Genomic DNA, 19,338 nt, shown 5'->3' with positions numbered 1-19,338 from the left:
GTCAAAGAATGATCACGAGGATTCGCATGACCGTAAGATTGCTTCACCAGACCGACCTGTTTCGTCCCTATATCGATCCCGACGATCACTGGGACCTTGCTTGCGTCTATGCTCTTGCCGCATCGGGCCAACTCGAGCTCGGCGGCGTACTGGTGGACTTCCCGCCCGATCACTACCCAGGCCGCAGTCCGGACGTCACCGGCATTGCGCAGCTAAGCTACCTCACGGGGTTGCCGACCCACATGGCTGTCGGCTCCTCCTTGCCCTACACGCATGACCGAGCGTCGCTTAATGCCCTTTCCCGGCGAGACCGCGCCGGCGCGGAGTTCCTTCTCAACTATCTTCGCGACAGCGAAGAGCCGGCTTATATCAGCATTGTCGGCTCCTGCCGCGATCTGGCCGTTGCGGCCAAGCTTGAACCTGATCTTTTCCGAAACAAATGTGCCGGAATCTATCTCAACGCGGGCACGGGTCATCCCGATGTCGCGAAGCAGGGACATAAAGAGTATAATGTTGTGCTCAATGCGGCGGCTTACGCCGCCACGTTCGATATCCCGTGCCCGATATACTGGATGCCGTGCCACGAGACGATATTGGATGATCCCCTTGAGGAAAAGGACCAGCGGTTCGGCACCTACTACCATTTTAGGCAAAGCGACGTTCTGCCGAAGTTGTCGTCCGGCCTGCAAAGCTACTTCACCTACTCCCTCGAGGCGCGAACGGATGCGCGTTACCTACAGCCGCTGTTGGCGCCGCAGAGCGATGTGTCGAGCTGGTTTACGATCCACGCCCATCGCTACATGTGGTCCACCGCGGGCCTTTTCCACTTGGTGTCCCAAGCCGTGGACAAGGCGGGCAAGATTATCTCGGGGTCCAACGCAGACGATGCGATTTTTGGCTTCCGCCCCGTCGAAATCAAATGCGATCCGAATGGGGTGACGACGTGGACGGAGGCCGGGGCGGAATCAAATCGCTTCCTGTTTGAGGTGAAGGATCCCGATAGCTATGCTAGGGCCATGACTTTCGCCATGACGACGCTACTGGGGAATATTAAGTAGTCGTAAGCCGAACCAGTGGTCACCCATGCAACTCAAAGCCTTTCCGCCGCTTGTGACTGTCGCGAATGAGTGGTCGGGTTTTTGGCTCGGTAGCGGCGGCCCTCGCCGTTGCCGCGAAGCAAACGATCAGCGCTATCACCACGTGTTCTCCTGGCTGAGTTGCGGCGCAGACAGGAAGCTGGTGGGCAGCGAACCTCCCAGTTGTCCACTTGCCTTCCGGCGGCGCGTGTGTCGCGCCTTGCACTTCACGAATGCCCTAGTTGCCATGCACGCGCGCTTCGAGGCGAGAGCGGCACCCTTCGTCTGGGAGTGTTCGCGTCTTTGTCCTGAGCCTTCGTACGCACTATGTCGGCCGGTATCGTCGTCGTTATCCAGAAATAGAATGTCCTTTCGAAGAGGGTCCCGACGGCCATCAGGAGTGGCATGATGAGGGCGGTGTTCAGAGAGGCCGATGGAGGTCGTGCTTCCGGACGAAGCGCGCTGCGGCATGTTCGTCGAGAGCCGCGAAGATCTATGTCACCCACTGTCCCTCCTCACCGCTGCGACGCCCGGTTCCATTCCACCTTGCAGATGGCGCATTGTCAAGGTTGAAGGCAAGAAGGCTCGCCTGCTTGCAGGTTTGCGAAGCAGTCGGATCGGCTGAAGCTGCACAGGGCTGGGGGTGGAGCTCAGAGACGACGGTTGATCAGACTCTCATCCGCGGGTTGGGTACCGGCCTTCCGTGTCTTCGTCTCGGGGCTGTCCTCGGTCTAGAGGGCAGGCGTCGGGCGCATCGGCTCGGCCACATAACTAGGGACGGGAGTTCCCCACCGTGCCCCACCCCCAGCACTGTGCAGCGGGTTGGGTCGAGACCGGCTATGAGGGCGCGACCTCCCGGCCGATGGCCCACAAGAAGCCGGCCATCTCGCGTGCGATCGCAGCCACGACCACCGGCGGCTTCTTGCCGGCGGCGCTGAGGCGACGATAGCGGGTGCAGAGCCGGAGCTGCCCCTTCCAGGCAATATCGCGGACAGCCTTGGGCAGCCCCTCGAGCCGGGCCCTCAGGGGCGCGCCGGCGACGTAGGGCTCGACCGGCGAACGGTGTCGCCAGTTGAGCGCTCCCCCGGACATGGCCGAGAAAGGCCCCCAACTGCGGCGGCGTATCGAAGCGACGCACATCCCCAATCTCGGCCGCAAATATCACTGCGACTAGGAACGAGGCGCCGCGCATGGCCTGATAGGCCTCGACGACCCGCGCCATGGACCAGGTTGGCATGACGGCGCTCAACTGCTCGTCCAGGTGGTGTAGTCGCTGAGCCGCGTCCTCGATCGCGTCGATCTTCTCCTGGAACAGGATCTGCTGCGCGGTATGCTCGCAGCTCTGGTGGGCAAGCCAGCGCCGGTGCGCCAACGTCCAATGGCCGCCGTTCTCGTAGATCCGCCCATGGCGCAGGAGGAAGGAAAGTAGCTGCTGTCGTTTGCGGCGCAGGTCGTCGGCTGCTGCTTCCCGGGCTCGCACCAGATCGCGGACAGCCTCGTGGACCACGTCCGGCACCCACACCCCACTCAGTTCGCCCGCCCGATGCAGCCGCGCCAGCGTCACCGCGTCCCGCCGGTTGGTCTTGACGCGCTCGCCCGGTCGCTTCGGGATCAGGGCCGGCGCAACCACCATGCAGTCGTGACCAAGATCGCGGACCTTATAGCGCGACAATCTGGGGATCTTCCGCATATTTGGTGCAAGTTGCGGGATTCACGGACGGTGCGAATAAGTTCATAGAGTCGGAATCGCAGTCGATGCCGTGATTTGCCCGTGCTCCATGCCTTCCGCTCGCTGATTTCGCCCGAGCTTTCGATTGTCCAAATTCTCCCGCAGGCTGACAGGGTTGTGCTTGTTGCCCGGCCGAAGGCGATGGAATCGAGCTGTCCATGTTGCGGTCGCCGAACCCGCCGCGTCCACAGTCACTACATGCGGTGGTTGACCGATCTGCCGTGGCAGGGGCGGATTGTCGAATCCAGCTTCACGCATGACGGTTTCGATGCGCCGATCCACAATGCCCGCGACGGATCTTCACCGAGAGGCTTGCTGAGACGGTTCAACCGAAAGCTCGACGCACGGTTCGGCTCGGCGAAAGCCAGCTGGCGATCGGCTTCGCGGTGGGTGGCGAGCCGGGCTCACGCCTGTCGGACAGGCTTGCCATGCCGGTGAGCGGCGACACACTGTTGCGGATGATCCGCGCGGCCGGGTTCGAGCCGCCGCAAGCGCCGCGTGTGGTCGGCATCGACGACTGGGCCTGGCGCAAGGGGCAGCGCTACGGAACGATCACCTGCGATCTGGAGCGCAATCGCGTGCTGGATCTGTTGCCGGATCGCAATGCCGACAAGGTCGCATCATGGCTGGAACGCCATCCTGGCATCGAGGTCATCGCGCGCGATCGTGCGGGCGTTTATGCTGAGGGCGCCCGCGCGCTGCGCCCGATGCAACGAGGCCGAGTTCGCGGCGCGCGACCTGAAGCTTCTGGTCGAGGTCAGTGGTACGAGCGAACATAACCCGCCATCCAGTCTCTATAAGGGCAAGTCCGATGGCCGAGGCGAGATGGCTCTTTCCGCCACCGGGCGGGCCGAACAGAAGCAGGTTCGCTCCTTCTCGAGCCAACTGTCGCCGGCGGTGATGGCCATCACCTGGGCCTTGCACATCATCGGAACGGCTTCGAACTCGAATGTGTCGAGGGTCTTGCCCGGCAGGAGGTGGGCCTCGGCGAGATGGCGTTCGATACGCCGCCGGTCACGCTCGGCCAGTTCATGTTCAGTGATCGCAGCCAGGAAGCGAGCGGCCGGCCACCCTTCCTTGTCGGCCTGTTCGGCAAACTGCGGCCATATAACCTTGATGGCCGGCAGGCGCAGTTCGTTGAGGAGCAAGCTCAGCCTGGCGGAATCGACAGCGGGGTTCTTCTTCATGCCGCATCTCGCGCCAAGCAGGGCTTCATAGACGTTGAGCGGAGCAAGACGCACGACGACACTTGGCAGCCGGGCGGGATCCGGCGCGAACCGTCCGCGCAAAGCCCCCATGTCGGGCAATCGCCATGCCCGTAGCGAGGCGGTCAATTGATCAGCCAGTTCTCTCTCGCAGCCGCGCTCGTGCGCCATGGCGAGAAGCTCGACCATGGTGCGGCAGGCCTGCCGCTCAGGCAGTCGCTCTATGAGCATGTCGAAGGTTCGCCGGTAGGCCTCGCGAGGGAAGAGCTGGTCACGATAGCCGAGGTTGAGCAGCGCCATCGGCTTGCGGCGCAGCGAATGGATGACATGCCGAAACTGACGACCTGGTCGTGCTTGCCCGTTCAAGAGGCGCGCCCCCCGCGGCAGCGTCATGAGTTGCGTGCCGCCGATGAAAATACCAGCCGATCATCGAAGAGCCGCACTCTGAAGCGGTGGCCAATCAGGCGTGAGGGCACGGTGTAGAACACCTTGCGCAGCGTGAAGCCGCCCGATGAGGTGACGCGCACAATGACCTCCTCGTAGTCGGAAGTGCGCCGGACGGGCAGTTCCTGGAGTTCGGCCCGCTCGATGTCGATGCGCTTGGAGTTGCGAGCATTCACGCGGCTGACGATCTCGTCGACAAAGCGACGGTAGGCTGCCAGGTCGTCGAAATCGCTCGATCCCCGCATCAGCAGCGCGTCATTGATCGCCCGCTTGAGATGGCCATGCGGGCCTTCGATGGAGCCGTTCTCATGCGCGATGCTGCGATTGTTGCGAGAAGGGGTCATGCCGTAGTGGCTGCACAGTTCGTCGTAGCGGCGCGTCAGGTCCTCCCGGGCGTCCTTGTCCAGGTTGCGGAGTGCCGCCGAGAGGCTGTCGCTGCGATGTTCGCGGGGAGCCCCGCCGAGCGACCACAGCGCGTTCTGCAGGCCTTCCGCCAGAGCGACGAAACTCTCGCCGCCGAGCACGACATGCGCATGCTCGAAGCCGGAATAGGCGAGCCGGAAATGGTAGAGCCGGTGATCGAGTGGCTGGCCCGCGATCGTGATGCCGGCGGCGGCCATGTCGGTGAAATCCGACAATCCCATGCGTCCGGGTTCGTGGACCTGCCGGAAAATGACCTCCTGCTCCTCGCCATGGACCGCGCGCCAGGATCGGACACGACGCTCGATCGTGCGACGAATGCCGTTGGCCAGTTCGGGAGTCGCCTGATCATCTCCTCGAAAATGGCGACCGACCGGATGCCGGGAGCCGCCCGCAGCAGCGGCACGATCTCGGTGTCGAAAATCTCCGCGAGCGGATCGGGCCGGCGCCTTTCCCGCGGAACCTTCCTCTGCGAAGGCAGTCTCGCCTCCTCGATGCGATAGGCCGTGGCTGTGCTGATCGATGCCTTCGCCGCTGCGACGGCGTCGTTTTGTCTGACGGAACTTCATGAAAGCCTCAATTGGTGATCTGTTACGTGGCGGCAGGGCACAAAGTGATTCCTCCCCAATAGGAAAAACCACCGCATACCGGTCGACCGTGATCACCAGACGAAAGCCCCGAAAGGAACGTGCGGCCGGCGGATTGAAACTCCAGTCGGGCTACGCCCTCCCTCCGTTCCAACCCGCCGGCATTCTCATCCTGCCTGATTGACGCTGCGCTTTCACGTTGATTGCCGCGCCGCAGGACCTGCCGGCACAACCCATAACCCGTCGGGCCAGCCTCGAAGCAGACGTGCAGTCGATCATACTTTTTTTCCAGCTTCTTGATCGTCCGCTCTATCGCCGCCGGACTATTCTCGACCTCGCCGACGAACCGGACCTCGCCGGTGCGGCCGCCCTCCGCGATCGCAACCGCGTGCTTCTTCTTGGCTACATCAAACGCGACAAATGCTTCGCTATACTCTCCGATGGCTCGCCCTCCGTGCGTGAGGATCGGCTCGGCCCATCCGAGCAACCCTCGTCTTTAATCGCACGAAGGGCGGGGCCACCGATATCCGCCTCGGAACATGACGTCTAGATCCGTGCACCTACACAAACCGCGTCCTTGTGGTCTAGATTCTGCAACTGAAGGGCTGTTCGCCAGCCTGACCGACCTCAACGCGGAAGAGGTTGCCGGACTCGGGAAATCGAAGAAGTTCATCAGACGATTGCCTGGTTCGCCGTGAGGTTATGAACAGCGTTCTCAGATCTTCGCCGCCAAGTGCCACACAGGTCGGCGCCATACTCGGCATATCCACGCGGTCTGTGATGTGACCGTTTCGATCGATACGAACGACACAGCCGCCTCGTAGCCTGGCGCTCCAGTACCCCCCTTCAATGTCCACGGTGGCGCCATCAGGCGATCCCGGGGCGATGTTCGGGCCTGCCAGTGGGCCTATCTCGGCAAGACCCGCAAATTGCGGAGCCACGGCGAAACGCCGGATGGTGCCCTCCGTTGTGTCGGTGAAGTACATGATCCGGCCGTCGGGCGAAAAAGCCAGTCCGTTGGCCGCCGCTACGCCACCGAAGAGCGTGACGACCTCGCCATCGGGCGCGACCCGATAGACGCTTCCGACCGGCTCACGGCTGCGTTCATTGTATGTGCCCAAGACGATCCCGCCGTAGGGATCGATCGCGGCGTCGTTGACACGGGTTTGCGCAAGATACGGCTCGATCTCGGCCACTTGTGAGAAGTCGGTGAAGGTCGGATCCGTGATAACAATGGACTTAGGAAAGCCGAGCACGAAGCCACCACGCGCGCGTGGAAAGACGAACGCAGCACGATTGGGAAGTTGCCGCACTGCTGCAACCCTCCGGTTGTCGTCCCAGCGGAACACGCACTTTGCTTGAATATCAGTCCACCATAGGCTCTGGTCCGATGCGCTCCAGCTGCATCCTTCGGCCAGCAGGTTGTGGCAATCAAACGCCGTGTACGCGTGATGAAGCCGCATTTACTTTGCACTCTGCAGATTCCGCTTCCGCAGTTCGGCAGGATCGACAGCGAAGGGTTCGAGCTTTTCGTGCTCGAACACCACCCCATGTCCGGGTGCCTCAAATGGGAAGGCCACTCCGTTCTCGAGGCGAAGCGCCGTCTGAAGCACGCCCATCTCGGAGAAACTTCCGCCGTGCACGCATTCGAGAATGTCCGCGTTGTCGATTGCACACATCAATGCGACGGAGACTTCGGACATGTAGTGGGGCGCCATGGTGCGGTGGAAGGACGCTGACAGATTGGCGATCTTCAGCCACTCGCTAATACCTCCGACGCGGCATACGTCCGCTTGGATGATGTCGACGGCGTTGGCCTGGAGATAATCGGCAAACTGATGCCGCGTATATAGGCTCTCGCCGACCGCAATGGGCAGCGCTACGAAGCCGCGTAGGTCGGCGTGCCCGCGAATATCCTCGGCATGGAGAGGCTCTTCGATCCAGCCAAGATCGAACGTCGCGAGTTTCTGCAGTCGGATCATGCAGTCGGCGACATTCCAGCGCTGATTAGCATCGACGAACAGTCGTCGCGTGGGACCGATCAATTTCTTCACGGCTACGATACGATCGAGATCTTCTTCGGCGTTGTCCCGACCGATCTTGATCTTCACCGCCTTGTGTCCGGCTGCCAAAAATCCATCGACCTGATTGAGTAGAGCGTCGCTGTCGAGGAAGAGATCAATGCCACTGCCATAGGTGGGGATGCTGTCGCGCCGCGCGCCGAGCAGACGGTGTAATGGAACGTTGTACCACTTGGCCGAAATATCCCAAAGCGCGATGTCGATCGCGCCCAATGCGAGGGTGTTGATGCCCCCGGTGCCGCTGCGGTGCAATTGGCCATAGAGGAACGACCAAAGTCGTTCGATCTGCCGCGGATCTTGTCCGACAAGCATCGATCGGCAATAATCATCGATCAGTGCGAGGATGGCACTTCCGCCAATCCCTGTCGTGTAGGCAAAGCCCTCGCCGACGATCCCAGCGTCTGTGGTCACGCGGGTGATGATGAATTCGAGGTTCGCGACGCGGTGTGTGGCGTCCTCCCAGGAGACCGTCGGCGGGATGTGATAGAGACGCGAGGCGACATGGATGATTCTCAAGGCACGGTCCTCCCTGCCATCGCGAGAACTTCGGGGTTCGACAGATTGCCAGGCTTGCCGGCCAAAAGCCGCTGCAGATTTTGCACAATGCTGCGGGTGTGACGTACACGCATCTCTTCGGTCCACGCGGCGATATGCGGCGTCGCAAGGACGCGCGGATGAGTAACAAGCAGATCCCTCGCCGAAGGCGGCTCCGTGTCAAAGACGTCTAGCGCGGCCCCAGCGATCTGTTGGCGATCCAAGGCCTGTAGTAGCGCGCCAGTGTCGATAAGGCCCGCCCGACCTGTGTTGATGAGATACGCGCCGCGCCCCATCCGATCGAGCTGGTCTGCGCCGATCATGCCGCGCGTTTGTGTGCCGAGCCGCGCGTGCAAGGTTATAATTGCCGAGCGTCCCAGAAGTTCGTCGAGTGAGACCGGTTCGACCCCGAGTGTTCTTAACTCGGCGCTATCGACATAAGGATCGTGGACGATAGTGCTCATGCCAAAGCCGGAAAACTTTTCGGCGACCGCCCGACCGATTGCCCCAAAGCCGACGATACCGAGTGTGCGACCATGTAGCTCGATGCCCGTGAATGCGAGTTGCGGAGAACTCGCGCCGCGACCCCATACCGTACCACGAAAAAAGTCCTCTCCGGCGTCGAAGTCGGGCGAGCGGGACCTAATCCATGCACCGGCAGGGATGAGGTGGCGAGTAAGCCCCAGCGCGAGAGCAACCGTGAACTCTGCAACCCCGTGATCCGTTCGCCCGACAGTGTGCAAGACGGCGATCCCCCGCGCCGTGGCGGCCGCCACATCAATGTTCGCTTGCGGGGCCGAGCGCACTGACAGGATGACGCCAAGCCGTGGTGCGGCAGCCAGTAGCGCTTCGTCAAAACACTCATATCCCGCTATCACAACCTCGGCGTCAGCAATTGCGTCCATTAGCTGCTTGCGATCACAGAACCACTCGCCGGCTGCCCAGCCGAGCAAATTAAGCTCGCTGATTTCGCGGAGCGAGGCGATACCTTCCGGGCTAAGATCTGCTGTCGCCAGGACGCGAGGTCGGCCACTAATCAATCTGATGGCGTCGGTGCTCCTAGGCATCGAGGAGATAAACCGGATAATCGGAATCTTCGCCGTGCGCGGCAACGACCGGAACGATTGTAGATTCATTGATACGCGCACAGAACTCCACGTCGTTCTGCCGGCAGTTGCCGATGAAGCGGCGACCGGTCATCGAGCCCAATAACACCTTCACGGCACTATCTTGCGAGATTGTGAAGCCGTGAGCGAGCGACGCGGAGTCGTCCAGTTCAACAGCGTCATCCTTCGCCAGTGCACAAAACCGTGAAACGATCAATCCGGCGCAATAGCTATCTTCAATCGCGATACGCGAGTTGCGTAGCTGGCCTGAGCAGATTATCGTGATGTCTGCATTGCGCGACCGCGTCTCCGCGAGCGCACGCCGGGCAACCGCATCCAGGTTTCGCAGCGAACCAATCAGCACCAATGCCGCGCCTTCGCGATCTGTCGCGAGAATGGCTGGCGTGCCATTGGCCGTCGCCAGCATCGCGGAGCGACCCAACAGATCGAGTCGGGACAGGAGGGACGGCGAGGGCTCATGATCGAATCCGATGGGCGGGGATCCATCATCCTGTTCCGCGCAGATAACGCCACTCTCGCCCACGGCGGCGCGCGCTTTGGCGACATCCGAGCGAAATCCGCCTACAAACACACGTTTGCTGCCAGCGTCGAAAAGTCCGACGAGAGCTGTCGTGGCGCGGATTACATCGACGATAATGCACACGTCTCCGGCAATAGCCAGGGGGCTGGTGGGAAGGAAAGCAACCTTAATCTTCATGTGCAAGCGGTCCGGGTTTTCATCATCTCAGCAATCTGCCTCTCATCGGGCAATGCCGGAACCACGAGCTTTTTCGTGACTGCGAGGGCGCCCGCCGCGGTGCCGCGGCGAACGGCGTCAGCCAGGGTCAATCCACTGGCCAGCCCTGCAGCGAGTGCCCCGTTGAATGCATCTCCGGCCCCGGTAGTGTCGACGACGTCGACTGGATAGCTCGGGATTTTGGTCAGTCCGTCGGGGCCGGCAATCAAGGCACCATCAGCTCCCAGCGTCATGACGACGTGCCCCACGCCGAGGCCGCGCAGTCTTACCGCTAGTTCGGCGTCGGCCTGCCGATCGTTCGCGTCGAGCCCCAGCAGGATGCGCGCTTCGGATTGGTTCGGCGTTAGGATGTCAACGTCGGCAAGGATCTCCTTCGGCAGGGCGCGGCCAGGTGCGGGATTAAGGATGGTCGTCAGTCCCCGCGCCTTGCCGATGGCAAGCGCGCGGGCCGCCGTCTGGACTGGGATCTCGAGCTGTGTGAGTAGGATGCCCGGGCTCGTCCAGGTGGCGGCGAAGGTTTCTACATCTGTCGCCGTGAGCCGCGCGTTGGCACCGGGATCGGTAATGATGCGGTTCTCGCCTCCGGCATCGAGAATGATGACCCCGGCCATCGTCGGTGTCTCGCCCGTCTGCCTAACCGCCGAGCAGTCGACGCCTTCTGCGCGCCAGAGTTGCAGTGCCTCATCACCGAACTTGTCGGCTCCAACTCCCGCCAGCAGTTTGCATCTGGCGCCGAGTCGCGCAGCTCCGATAGCCTGATTGGAGCCCTTGCCGCCATTTCCGAAGGCAAACCCCGACCCTAGCAGGGTTTCGCCCGGCGCTGGCACGTCGCCCACAATCCAAAACGCAACTCCGTACGAGCCGACCACATAAACTTCACAGGTAGGCATCATCTGCTCCGGCCGATTAACTGTCGAGGTTGAGCGATCGAGGCGGTCTTTCGTTCGATCCAGCCGGTGTAAATGTAGCGATCGGCCCGGTAGGACGAGGACGAAAAGTAAATAACCCGATCGGTCGCGTCGAAAGCGGTACGGTCAATTTGCAGCACCGCAGTGCCACTCGACACGTCGAGTGCTTTTGCCAGTCTGGCACGCGCGATGCCGGCCCGTATGTCCTGCTTGGCTCGGGCAAGCGGCACACCAAGGTGCTGCTCAAGGATCTCGGTGAAAGAGGTGTCGGCAAGGTCGAGCTTTTCCATGTGGCACCCGATTGCCGCGGCGAACGAAACTGTCTCAACCGCTACGACTTCGTCGTCGATCGTGCGCAGGCGCTCGATGGTCAGCACGCTTTCATCGGTCGGCACGTTAAGTGTGGCTGCAAGCGCGGCGTCAGCGGACCGCCAGTCGACCGTCACATGCCTAGTCCCCGGCCGGAAGCCACGCGCCACGGCTTCTTCCGAAAACCCTGAAAAAGTGAGCAGGTCGCGGCCGATGTCACACTTGGCAACGAACGTCCCCTTGCCAGCGCGTCGATAAAGCAAGCCTTCACCGACAAGGGCAAGCACCGCCTGTCGCACCGTACTGCTGCTGAGCTCGTGCTGCTTCATCAACTCCATCTCAGTGGGGAGTTGATCGCCAGCATTGAAGACGCCGCTCTCGATCTGAGACCGAATGATATCAGCGAGCTGAATATGAAGTGGAGTTCTACCGGGCTGAATCATGCGGTCTCCTCAAGCCGAGGCATTGCTATCACACGGCCTGGGTGGCTGGCAATATTAGGATATTGCATTCTTGCAAGAAATATCTTGGCGCGGCCGAGCATCTCCAGGCGGCAGCCGAGGGTCGGACGCAATGGCAGGGCTTGATGTTTGTTCGATGACAGCGTTCGATTTGGGCCGCTGCATTAGGGCAATCGCTCAAAGATGACGTTGATGTCAGTCATTGCAGCAAGCCGGTATGATCTGCATTCCATCAGATTGATGATCCGAGCCCTGATGCCCTTTAGATAATGCTCACTTGGCTCGCATTGGATCACAGCAGGTCTGATGCGCTCGTAGTCAATGGCCTCAACGAGATCGTGATCCAGTCCTTCGCAATCGATGGATAAAAAATCGACCTTATTGGCATAAGGGGTCAATAGTTCATTGATACCGATCGCGCTCACCTCAATATGTTCTCGGATACCCCCTATACCGTCGAAGTCGCCGAAACTTTCAACATGTGCCTTATCCACCGAGGAAAGCTCATGGGCGTTTCCGATGAAGAGCGTGGCAGACGCTTGCGGAGCGGGCAAGACAACGGATCGCACGAGAACGTCTTTCGGGCGCGCAATCCCGATCAGCGCCCCCAATTCAGGATTGGGTTCAACCAAAACACCTCGCGCGCCCCTTTGGTACAAAAGATAGGTACTTGAAGTAGAGATGGGGTGATTAGCGCCGATCTCGACATAGAACACACTGGCCCAAGATCTTTGGCTCTTGCAGAGTTTTGCAGCCAGGATTCCTTCGACAATAACGTCTTCTCCGGCCTGTGCGTAACTAGCTGGCGCGAAGTGCTTGATCCGAGAGTTCGGCAGATTGAGCCTAGCGACCTCTTGGTTAATGGACTGGTTTTCAAACTGGGACAACATAGCTCGCGCTCCAATGTGACTTGCGATCTTGGGACGGGGCCGCTACGATCGGATTGTCGCGGCGGCTCTTGCTCAATCATCGCAGCAATCGGCGTGCCACATGCGGAATGCGGTGCTCCTTACTCAGAAAGAATGAAACACGCGCGCCCGCTGGCATGGCCCCGACACTTTGTCGGGTTCGCGACATCGGCGCCACCAACCGTCAAGCGACTTGCCGAAGTGACGCGCAAACAGCGAAACTTGCTGCACATCGAGGCCGTCCGTGGAGAATCTTATTCGTGTTGGTGTGGATACGTCAAAGAGCGTCTTTCAATTGCATGGCAAAGCCAGTTGCGATCGCTTTGCCGTCGGCGGCGAGCCCGCCTTCCGGCTTTCGCACAAGCTCGCCTGACGATCACCGGCGACGCGCTGTTGCATGATTCGCGCCGCCGAGTTCGAACTGCCGAAAGCCCCGCGCGTGGTCGGCATCGACGACTGGGGCATGGCGCAAACGCTACCTGGAAGGCGGCCGCATTCTCGATGCGCCTGCAGCATTTCGATGCTGCAATCGCTTCGTCGGAAAGCCCTGCCTTTAAGGGAAGAAGGGGTCGCCAGCCGCTGTGGCTCTCCACCGAGGTCACGTTGCAGTCTCAAGTAACGCCATGCCGACACCTCGTGACGGGTTTGTCGTTTCCGCGGAATAGGCTTGTTTAGCCAATTTTTGTTTTGCGCCAGGCGAAATAGCTGACAAGAAATAACAAAAAGGTCTTCGTCGGTCCGATCAGCCAAACTGGCATGGGTTTTGAAACCCTTTGGTGTGAGGCGGCGAGAGTTACGGACCGGCATTCATGTCGTGGGTAACCGCGATCGATGGAACGAAGGATGGAATTTCACATGAATCTGGAAACAGAACGTTTATTCATGCGCCCAATACGTCCTTGGGACGCCGATGCCCTGCATCGCCTGCAGTGTGATCCGCTAGTAGTCGAATCGACGATGGAGGGAATTCCGCCAACGCGGGAAATTTCTGATGCGCGGCTGTCCCTCTATCTTCATGAGTGGGAAACCTACGGTTATGGATTCTGGATGGTCTATGAACGAGATGACAATGGCGACTTGCGCTTCGTGGGGCGGTCCGGGCTGCGCCGCTTCGATGACAACGCCATTGAAGTCGGATGCATCTTGTTCGGAGCCCGGTGCGGTCAGGGGATTGGCCCGGAAAGCTCTAAGCCAGTGATCGAATTCGCGTTCGCAACCCAACCTATCGATCGGTTGGTCTCTTTCATACGCCCGACGAATATACGATCTCTCAGAGCGAGTACCCGACAGGGCTTTACCCACCTTGGGCCCGTTGTCTTTGATGGAACGAACTATCAGTTCTTGGAATTGCGCCGTCCTCTTCAGTAATGCTCTGCAAACTGCTGCGCTTTGGGCTCAAAGTTATCCGGGTCAGGCCGCCAGTCCAACTGTCGGCGTCTCGATCTCCCAAGATGCTTGAGAAGAGGCATCATAAGGGCCGTACGCAACGCGCACCTTGAGGCTCACCGCCTCCGAGGCGCGCAACCCCGCGGCATAGGCGGTGGTCAGTGCAGTGCGCGCCTTCAACGATGGCACCGCTTCCAGAAAGCGCACCACCTCGTCGGCGCTCAGGATCGCCGGCAACTTGCGCGGCGTGCGCGCATAGACGATGCGCTCCGGGACCTCCGCCCGGTCCAGCGTCACGCCGTAGAAGAAACGCAACGCACAGACAGTCTGGTTCAGCGCCGGCCAGGAAATGCCCTGCGACACCAGATAAACCTGGAATGCACGGACGTCCTCCAGCCCCAGCCGATCCGGCGACCGGCCGAAATAACGGCTGAACTTCGCCACCGCCTGCAGATAGGATCGTTGCGTCGCGGGCGACAGGTTGCGCAAGCTCATGTCGTCGATCATGCGACGGCGCAGCGGGCTTACCGCTGTCGTGGCTTCAGCCATGGGATGGTCTCCTGGTCAGGGGTTGGTCTCAGCAACCAAACCTTCCCATCAGGAGGCCATTCCAGCCAATGCACACGCCAATCCCGCGTCAGCGGGTTCGTTGTGTGCCCAGCATGTTCAACCGCTTGTGGGTGAAAGTCCCCTAGCCAACCTGATGGAGGTGAAGGCTTAGCAAAGCGCAAGGGCATTACCGCGAGGTGGTGTCTGAAGGAAGCGTCGAGCAAAACCGCGACCTGACGAACAGAAACCGGATATGAGGCATCCCTGGCCGGACGAGCGGGCAACGGTCGCGAAGTCCATATCCATCAAAGGGCAGGGCTGTAGATCCGGCAGGTGCGCGGGGAAGGCGATTGAGCTTACCTGGGGAGGCCTGCGTCATGTTCCGACTTCGGAACTGAGGGAACCGCAAGGTGACCTGACCGTGATGCAGGAGTCAGCAGAGGGCGTAGTAGGTGATGCTGTCGGCAAGGCTAGTGAGGCACTCCAAGGCCGAAAGGCGGAGCAAATGGATAGGCCGAGCCGGAAACGATGACCGAAGACCCGAACGATTGGAAGCGGCAAGTAGGACTGGCAACTCATGAGTGGAAAGCGGCAGAAGACCCAGTATTCACTGGCCCTGGAACCGAGGGACCGGGGTGAAGCCCCTGTCAGCGGTTACCAAGGGGCCGAACCACTCATGGCGAAGTCGGCACCCGAAAGCCCGGCTTGGACGGAACAGCTAATGGAGACGGTATGTAGCCGAGAGAATCTGGAAACAGCGTGGAAACGCGTTCGAAGTAACAAGGGTAGCCCAGGCGTGGACGGGATGACCATCGACGACGCCAAGTGCTACCTGCGTGAGCACTGGCCAAGCATCCGGTCTCGATTGCTGGAGGGAACCTATCAGCCGCAGCCGGTCAAGCGGGTCGAATCCCCAAGCTGGACGGCGGGGTCAGAAAACTCGGCGTGCCTTGCGTCGTCGACAGACTGATCCAGCAAGCCCTGCTGCAGGTCCTCCAGGAGCAGTGGGACCCGACGTTCTCGGAGCACAGCTACGGCTTCCGCCCGGGACGCTCTGCCCATCAGGCAGAAGCCCAAGCGCAATGCTACATTGCCGAGGGTTACAGCTACGTAGTTGACCTCGACGCTCGAAAGATTTTTCGACCGGGTTAATCATGATAGCCTGATGGCGCGCGTCGCCGCCAGGGTGTCCGATAAGGGTGCGCTCAAACTCATCCGTGCATTCCTCAATGCGGGGGTGATGGAGGACGGCCTGGTCCGTCCGGTGGACGAGGGGACCCCGCAAGGCGGCCCGCTCTCGCCCCTCCTAAGCAACCTCCTGCTCGACGATCTCGACAAGGAACTGACCCGACGTGGCCACCGTTTTTGCCGCTACGCCGACGACTGCAACATCTATGTTCGCAGCCGCCGCGCCGGCGAACGGGTCATGGCTTCCGTCAGCCGGTTCCTGACCAAGAAGCTGCGGCTGAAGGTCAACGAGGAAAAGAGCGCGGTGGCGCGACCGGAGGAGCGGAAGTTCCTGGGTTCAGCATCTCGAATGACGGCAGCGAGCGGCGCATCGCGCCGAAGGCCCTCGACAAATTCAAGACGCTGATCCGGGATATGACACGCCGGACCCGGGGGATCAGTCTGCCGCAGTTGATCAAAGAGCTGAAGCCATACCTCATCGGATGGCGCGGTTACTTCGGCTTCTGCCAGACCCCACGGGTGCTTACGAACTTGGAAGCGTGGATCCGCCGAAGACTACGCATGTATCTCTGGCGGCAATGGGGGAACGGGCACAACCGCTTCAAGGAACTGCGCCATCGTGGCGTCCCAAAGTTCAGTTCTGCGGCTGCCGCCGGTTCGCCGACGGGATTCTGGCGCATGTCAGGACACCCGGCGGTCCAACAGACCCTGCGCAACCAACACTTCGAGTCACTCGGTCTCCCCCGTCTCTATGTCTCTGTCGAAGCTTAATCCGGTCGAACCGCCGTGGTACGTGATCCGTATGCCCGGTGGTGTGGGAGGGGCGGCGCCGCCAGGCGTCCCCCTATCCCGATCAATCCTCAAAATGCTCGTCTCGCTAAAAATCTGCCAAAGTAGTGCTAGCCTATATGCGCGGCCGCAATCTCGCTGGTCGGTGATCGAGCGGCTGGCGGGTTCTGCGCAAAAGATGGTCCTGACAGAACTCGCTGTTGGAACTCTGATCGGCGGCAAAATTTGTTAGAGTGGATGCCCCTCCCGACGGCATTTGGATCTGCCAATGTAACTTCTAGGTCGCGGACCGTGGCATCATCGGACATCTCTTCCAGTTTGCCCCAGAGCTCGAAAATGGGCATCTGAGATGACGCGCAAGGATCCTGACTTACGCCCCCCAAAGCGTATCGGCCTGGCACCGAGGTTAGTCTCCTGCCGGGCTCTCCTGCGGATTGCTTTCCCATACAACGTCGTCACGCGGAAGGGTTGTGGTAGTAGTGTATGTGTGTCGGTGTATTATCGGAAAGTTAAGTAGAAATACGACGTATATCTCAAACTTGTAACGTAACGCAATGTAAAATTCTCAAAAATCACCTTTTTGCTCCTGCATGTGGCTGGTACAGTCGCTCTTGAGAATACCAAATCGTCTTTTTCTGGTACCCATCTTGGAGTGTCGAGGGCTTATCGTGGAGAGCGTCCCCGCAGGACCGGCAGCCGCCAGGTCAGGAATTGCTGACCAATCCCGCCGGGCGGATCCAGCCGAGAGGGTGGACATATGTTTCCGCTAGAGGACGTCGACGTGACTACCTTGTGTCTAGACGCCTTCGCATGGCCAAACAACCATCCTCCGCGTAGTGGCAAGGAACAGTTCGTGGTTTCAGCTACGGCCATCGCGCGCCCTGAATGCAGTGCCGCACCCATCTACCCTTACACGGAGGAACTGTCATGAACACCCTGGATCAGCAGACAGCACCGGAGCAAGCCGCACGAGAGCGCATGAAGGCATCCCATGCCCTCGATGGCGACGCCGCTCGCTTGGCCCACTTATATCGCGGATGGGCGAGTGCCTTCGATCTTGATCAGGCCCGCGTCGGGTACTGCGGGCCGATGATCGTGGCGGAACTGGCAGGCGCCGTGCAGACGGCCTATTTGGCCGGGCAGCGAAATGCCATCGCAATCCTGGACGCTGGCTGCGGAACAGGGCTCGTCGGCGTGGAACTGGGACGCCTCGGCTTCCGGTTGATTGACGGGTTCGATCTCTCCGAAGAGATGGCCGAAAAGGCACGGCAAACCGGCGTCTACCGCCATGCCCAAGGCGATGTAGACCTTAATGGGCGGCTCTCCGACTACTCCAGCGCGAGCTATGACCTGACCGTCTGCTGCGGCGTCCTCACGCTCGGACACGTCCGACCGGATGGGTTGCGCGAGCTGGCTCGCGTCACCCGCCCGAACGGCTTCGTCATTGCAAGCACCCGCAAGAGCTATGCGGAGACGACATCCTTTGAAGGCGAGGTGCGGCGTCTGCAGGATGAGGGCGTCCTTATACCGGCACAGTGTCTAAGGAACGGCAGATACGTCGCCGAGGAGGACGCGCACTATTGGGTCTTCCAGGTGCCCGAGAAGGTCAGCGCATCGACGGAGGGGCGGCCATGACCGCGATACCGCGAATCTTGCTGTCGAAACTGGCCGCTGATGCAAAGCGACACGAGGAGCGCGAGCGCCTACGCATGCCCTGGCAGGAGTCCGGGTTCTGAGTATGGCACCACGAAAGAACGCGTCGCGCTAATGTCCGAGGCTTCGCCACGATGCTTCATGCTGCCAGTCAAAGACGATTCTCCATGCTGTAAAATAAGAAAATACCCAGATCGTTGCGCCGGAACTAACGTCAAACAAAGGTGTAACCATGCCCAAAGATCTCTTAGGGAGACTTGACGACAAGCTGCGCGCGAAAACCGGAAGCTTTGACGAAATACCCGTGGTTGATATCCTCGATGGTGCGAACAAACAGCCGGTGGCAATGAGATGGTATTCCGCAGGAATTCGTAGTTTCTGCGTTCGATGTTACCCGCTGGTTCTTTGATTTGCGCATGTCACCGATGTCCAAGGCACGCCATGACTTCAGCTTGTCAGATCCATGATTTTTTGGTCTCTTGAAAAGGAGAGAACTAGCGGTTTGCGGGCATAGATCACCAAGCAGGCCGCCGAATATACCCGCTAGGCCTCATCACTTCTAAAGGGCAATCGATACTATGACGCATTCCAAGAAGGTGGTTATCGTTACTGGCGCAACGTCGGGGATAGGGGAGGCCATCGCAGAGGCCTTCGCCGCGACGGGGACGTCACTCGTATTGGTCGGCCGCGATCGGGAGCGGGGCCGAAGAGCCTTGGAGTCGGTTCAGAAACTCAATTGTCCGGCCGAATTGATGCTAGGCGATGTCGCTGATTCGGCCTTCGCCGACCACGTGGTTAATTCCAGCGTAGAGCGGTTCGGAAAGGTCGACGTCCTGGTGAACAGCGCCGGGATCATCCGGCGTGGAAGCGCCGTCGATACCACGGATGATGATTGGCGCCAGACTTTCGACGCCAATGTCAGCGGTGTGTTCTACTTTAGCCGCGCCGCGGTGAAGGCCATGAGGAAAAGCGGCGGCGGCAGCATTGTCAATATAGCCTCGAATGTGGGGTTGGTTGGCTGTCCCGGGCTGGCTGCCTACTGTGCATCGAAGGGCGCGGTCGTTTTGCTGACGCGAGCCATGGCCCTTGACCACGCCAAAGAGCAAATCAGCATCAATGCGGTCTGCCCCGGCGCCGTTGATACACCCATGCTTGTGTCGGGCCACAGCCAGCCGGTTACTGCCGACGAGGTCCTCCAGAGGAACATCGATGCAATACCTCAAGGTCGCGTGGCTACGCCGAAGGATA

At 60.3% G+C, this 19,338-nt stretch carries 18 protein-coding genes and 4 pseudogenes; 10 read left to right on the top strand and 12 right to left on the bottom strand.

The annotated features are described in order from the left end of the window. Nucleotides 1–26 precede the first annotated feature (26 nt). Entirely contained in the window at nt 27–1,058 is a 1,032-nt protein-coding gene (locus tag NKI47_RS28935) for a hypothetical protein (protein WP_352594449.1), read from the top strand. 855 nt (nt 1,059–1,913) lie between these two features. On the opposite strand, the pseudogene NKI47_RS28930 reads toward NKI47_RS28935, so the two are convergent. After that, nucleotides 1,914–2,736: pseudogene (locus tag NKI47_RS28930) on the bottom strand (IS110 family RNA-guided transposase); the annotation flags it as partial. A 497-nt stretch (nt 2,737–3,233) separates the two neighbouring features. Between NKI47_RS28930 and NKI47_RS28925 the strand changes: the two are divergent. Further along, on the top strand, nt 3,234–3,584 hold the full coding sequence (locus tag NKI47_RS28925) for a transposase (RefSeq protein ID WP_352594448.1): 351 nt from the start codon (nt 3,234–3,236) through the stop codon (nt 3,582–3,584). On the opposite strand, the pseudogene NKI47_RS28920 reads toward NKI47_RS28925, so the two are convergent. The 10 genes and pseudogenes from NKI47_RS28920 to NKI47_RS28875 form a co-directional block, all read right to left on the bottom strand. Then, nucleotides 3,511–3,992: pseudogene (locus NKI47_RS28920) on the bottom strand (ATP-binding protein); the annotation flags it as partial. The gene NKI47_RS28925 and the pseudogene NKI47_RS28920 overlap by 74 nt on opposite strands. Nucleotides 3,993–3,998: 6 nt before the next feature. Continuing rightward, a pseudogene (gene istA / locus NKI47_RS28915) lies at nt 3,999–5,484 on the bottom strand (IS21 family transposase); the annotation flags it as partial. After that, nucleotides 5,466–5,948 (bottom strand): hypothetical protein, encoded by a 483-nt coding sequence (locus tag NKI47_RS28910; protein WP_352594447.1) that lies wholly within the window; start codon nt 5,946–5,948, stop codon nt 5,466–5,468. The pseudogene istA and the gene NKI47_RS28910, both read right to left, overlap by 19 nt. A gap of 97 nt (nt 5,949–6,045) precedes the next feature. Beyond that, entirely contained in the window at nt 6,046–6,924 is an 879-nt protein-coding gene (locus tag NKI47_RS28905) for an SMP-30/gluconolactonase/LRE family protein (protein ID WP_352594446.1), read from the bottom strand. Further along, a complete protein-coding gene (locus NKI47_RS28900; RefSeq protein ID WP_352594445.1) occupies nt 6,925–8,058 on the bottom strand; it encodes a mandelate racemase/muconate lactonizing enzyme family protein in 1,134 nt (377 codons plus the stop codon). Then, nucleotides 8,055–9,212: an NAD(P)-dependent oxidoreductase gene (locus NKI47_RS28895; protein WP_352594444.1), complete on the bottom strand. Its 1,158-nt coding sequence runs from the start codon at nt 9,210–9,212 to the stop codon at nt 8,055–8,057. Before NKI47_RS28895 ends, NKI47_RS28900 begins: the two co-directional genes overlap by 4 nt. Further along, nucleotides 9,136–9,900, bottom strand: coding sequence for a 2-phosphosulfolactate phosphatase (locus NKI47_RS28890; protein WP_352594443.1), 765 nt, complete (start codon nt 9,898–9,900; stop codon nt 9,136–9,138). Before NKI47_RS28890 ends, NKI47_RS28895 begins: the two co-directional genes overlap by 77 nt. Next, on the bottom strand, nt 9,897–10,832 hold the full coding sequence (locus NKI47_RS28885; protein ID WP_352594442.1) for a ribokinase: 936 nt from the start codon (nt 10,830–10,832) through the stop codon (nt 9,897–9,899). Before NKI47_RS28885 ends, NKI47_RS28890 begins: the two co-directional genes overlap by 4 nt. Beyond that, complete coding sequence (locus NKI47_RS28880; protein ID WP_352594441.1) at nt 10,829–11,599, bottom strand: GntR family transcriptional regulator; 771 nt, start codon at nt 11,597–11,599, stop codon at nt 10,829–10,831. The genes NKI47_RS28885 and NKI47_RS28880 overlap by 4 nt, the downstream gene beginning before the upstream one ends. A gap of 182 nt (nt 11,600–11,781) precedes the next feature. After that, a complete protein-coding gene (locus NKI47_RS28875; RefSeq protein WP_352594440.1) occupies nt 11,782–12,507 on the bottom strand; it encodes an FkbM family methyltransferase in 726 nt (241 codons plus the stop codon). A gap of 262 nt (nt 12,508–12,769) precedes the next feature. Here NKI47_RS28875 and NKI47_RS28870 point away from each other — a divergent pair, with 262 nt between their 5' ends. Beyond that, complete coding sequence (locus tag NKI47_RS28870) at nt 12,770–12,898, top strand: hypothetical protein (protein WP_352594439.1); 129 nt, start codon at nt 12,770–12,772, stop codon at nt 12,896–12,898. Between the two features lie 482 nt (nt 12,899–13,380). After that, nucleotides 13,381–13,893 (top strand): GNAT family N-acetyltransferase, encoded by a 513-nt coding sequence (locus NKI47_RS28865; protein ID WP_352594438.1) that lies wholly within the window; start codon nt 13,381–13,383, stop codon nt 13,891–13,893. 123 nt (nt 13,894–14,016) lie between these two features. Here NKI47_RS28865 and NKI47_RS28860 read toward each other — a convergent pair. Then, nucleotides 14,017–14,460: pseudogene (locus NKI47_RS28860) on the bottom strand (tyrosine-type recombinase/integrase); the annotation flags it as partial. Between the two features lie 805 nt (nt 14,461–15,265). Here NKI47_RS28860 and NKI47_RS28855 point away from each other — a divergent pair. The 6 genes from NKI47_RS28855 to NKI47_RS28830 all read left to right on the top strand — a co-directional run. After that, a complete protein-coding gene (locus tag NKI47_RS28855) occupies nt 15,266–15,430 on the top strand; it encodes a hypothetical protein (RefSeq protein ID WP_352594477.1) in 165 nt (54 codons plus the stop codon). Further along, nucleotides 15,406–15,612: a reverse transcriptase domain-containing protein gene (locus NKI47_RS28850; protein ID WP_352594437.1), complete on the top strand. Its 207-nt coding sequence runs from the start codon at nt 15,406–15,408 to the stop codon at nt 15,610–15,612. Before NKI47_RS28855 ends, NKI47_RS28850 begins: the two co-directional genes overlap by 25 nt. 13 nt (nt 15,613–15,625) lie before the next feature. Continuing rightward, the gene (locus tag NKI47_RS28845; RefSeq protein ID WP_352594436.1) at nt 15,626–16,054 is read left to right on the top strand and encodes a reverse transcriptase domain-containing protein; all 429 of its coding nucleotides are present in this window, start codon (nt 15,626–15,628) and stop codon (nt 16,052–16,054) included. An 8-nt stretch (nt 16,055–16,062) separates the two neighbouring features. Beyond that, nucleotides 16,063–16,419, top strand: a complete 357-nt coding sequence (locus NKI47_RS28840) for a group II intron maturase-specific domain-containing protein (protein WP_352594435.1) — start codon at nt 16,063–16,065, stop codon at nt 16,417–16,419. Nucleotides 16,420–17,364: 945 nt separating this feature from the next. Further along, nucleotides 17,365–18,072 (top strand): class I SAM-dependent DNA methyltransferase, encoded by a 708-nt coding sequence (locus tag NKI47_RS28835; protein ID WP_352594434.1) that lies wholly within the window; start codon nt 17,365–17,367, stop codon nt 18,070–18,072. Nucleotides 18,073–18,668: 596 nt separating this feature from the next. Further along, nucleotides 18,669–19,338: SDR family NAD(P)-dependent oxidoreductase (locus NKI47_RS28830; protein WP_352594433.1), on the top strand; the 670-nt coding region annotated here is incomplete at its 3' end.

It is taken from the genome of Mesorhizobium sp. M0633 (assembly GCF_040320645.1).
Lineage (GTDB): Bacteria > Pseudomonadota > Alphaproteobacteria > Rhizobiales > Rhizobiaceae > Mesorhizobium.
The sequence above is the reverse complement of the archived record's forward strand: the minus strand, read 5'-3'. Positions and strand labels throughout refer to the sequence as shown.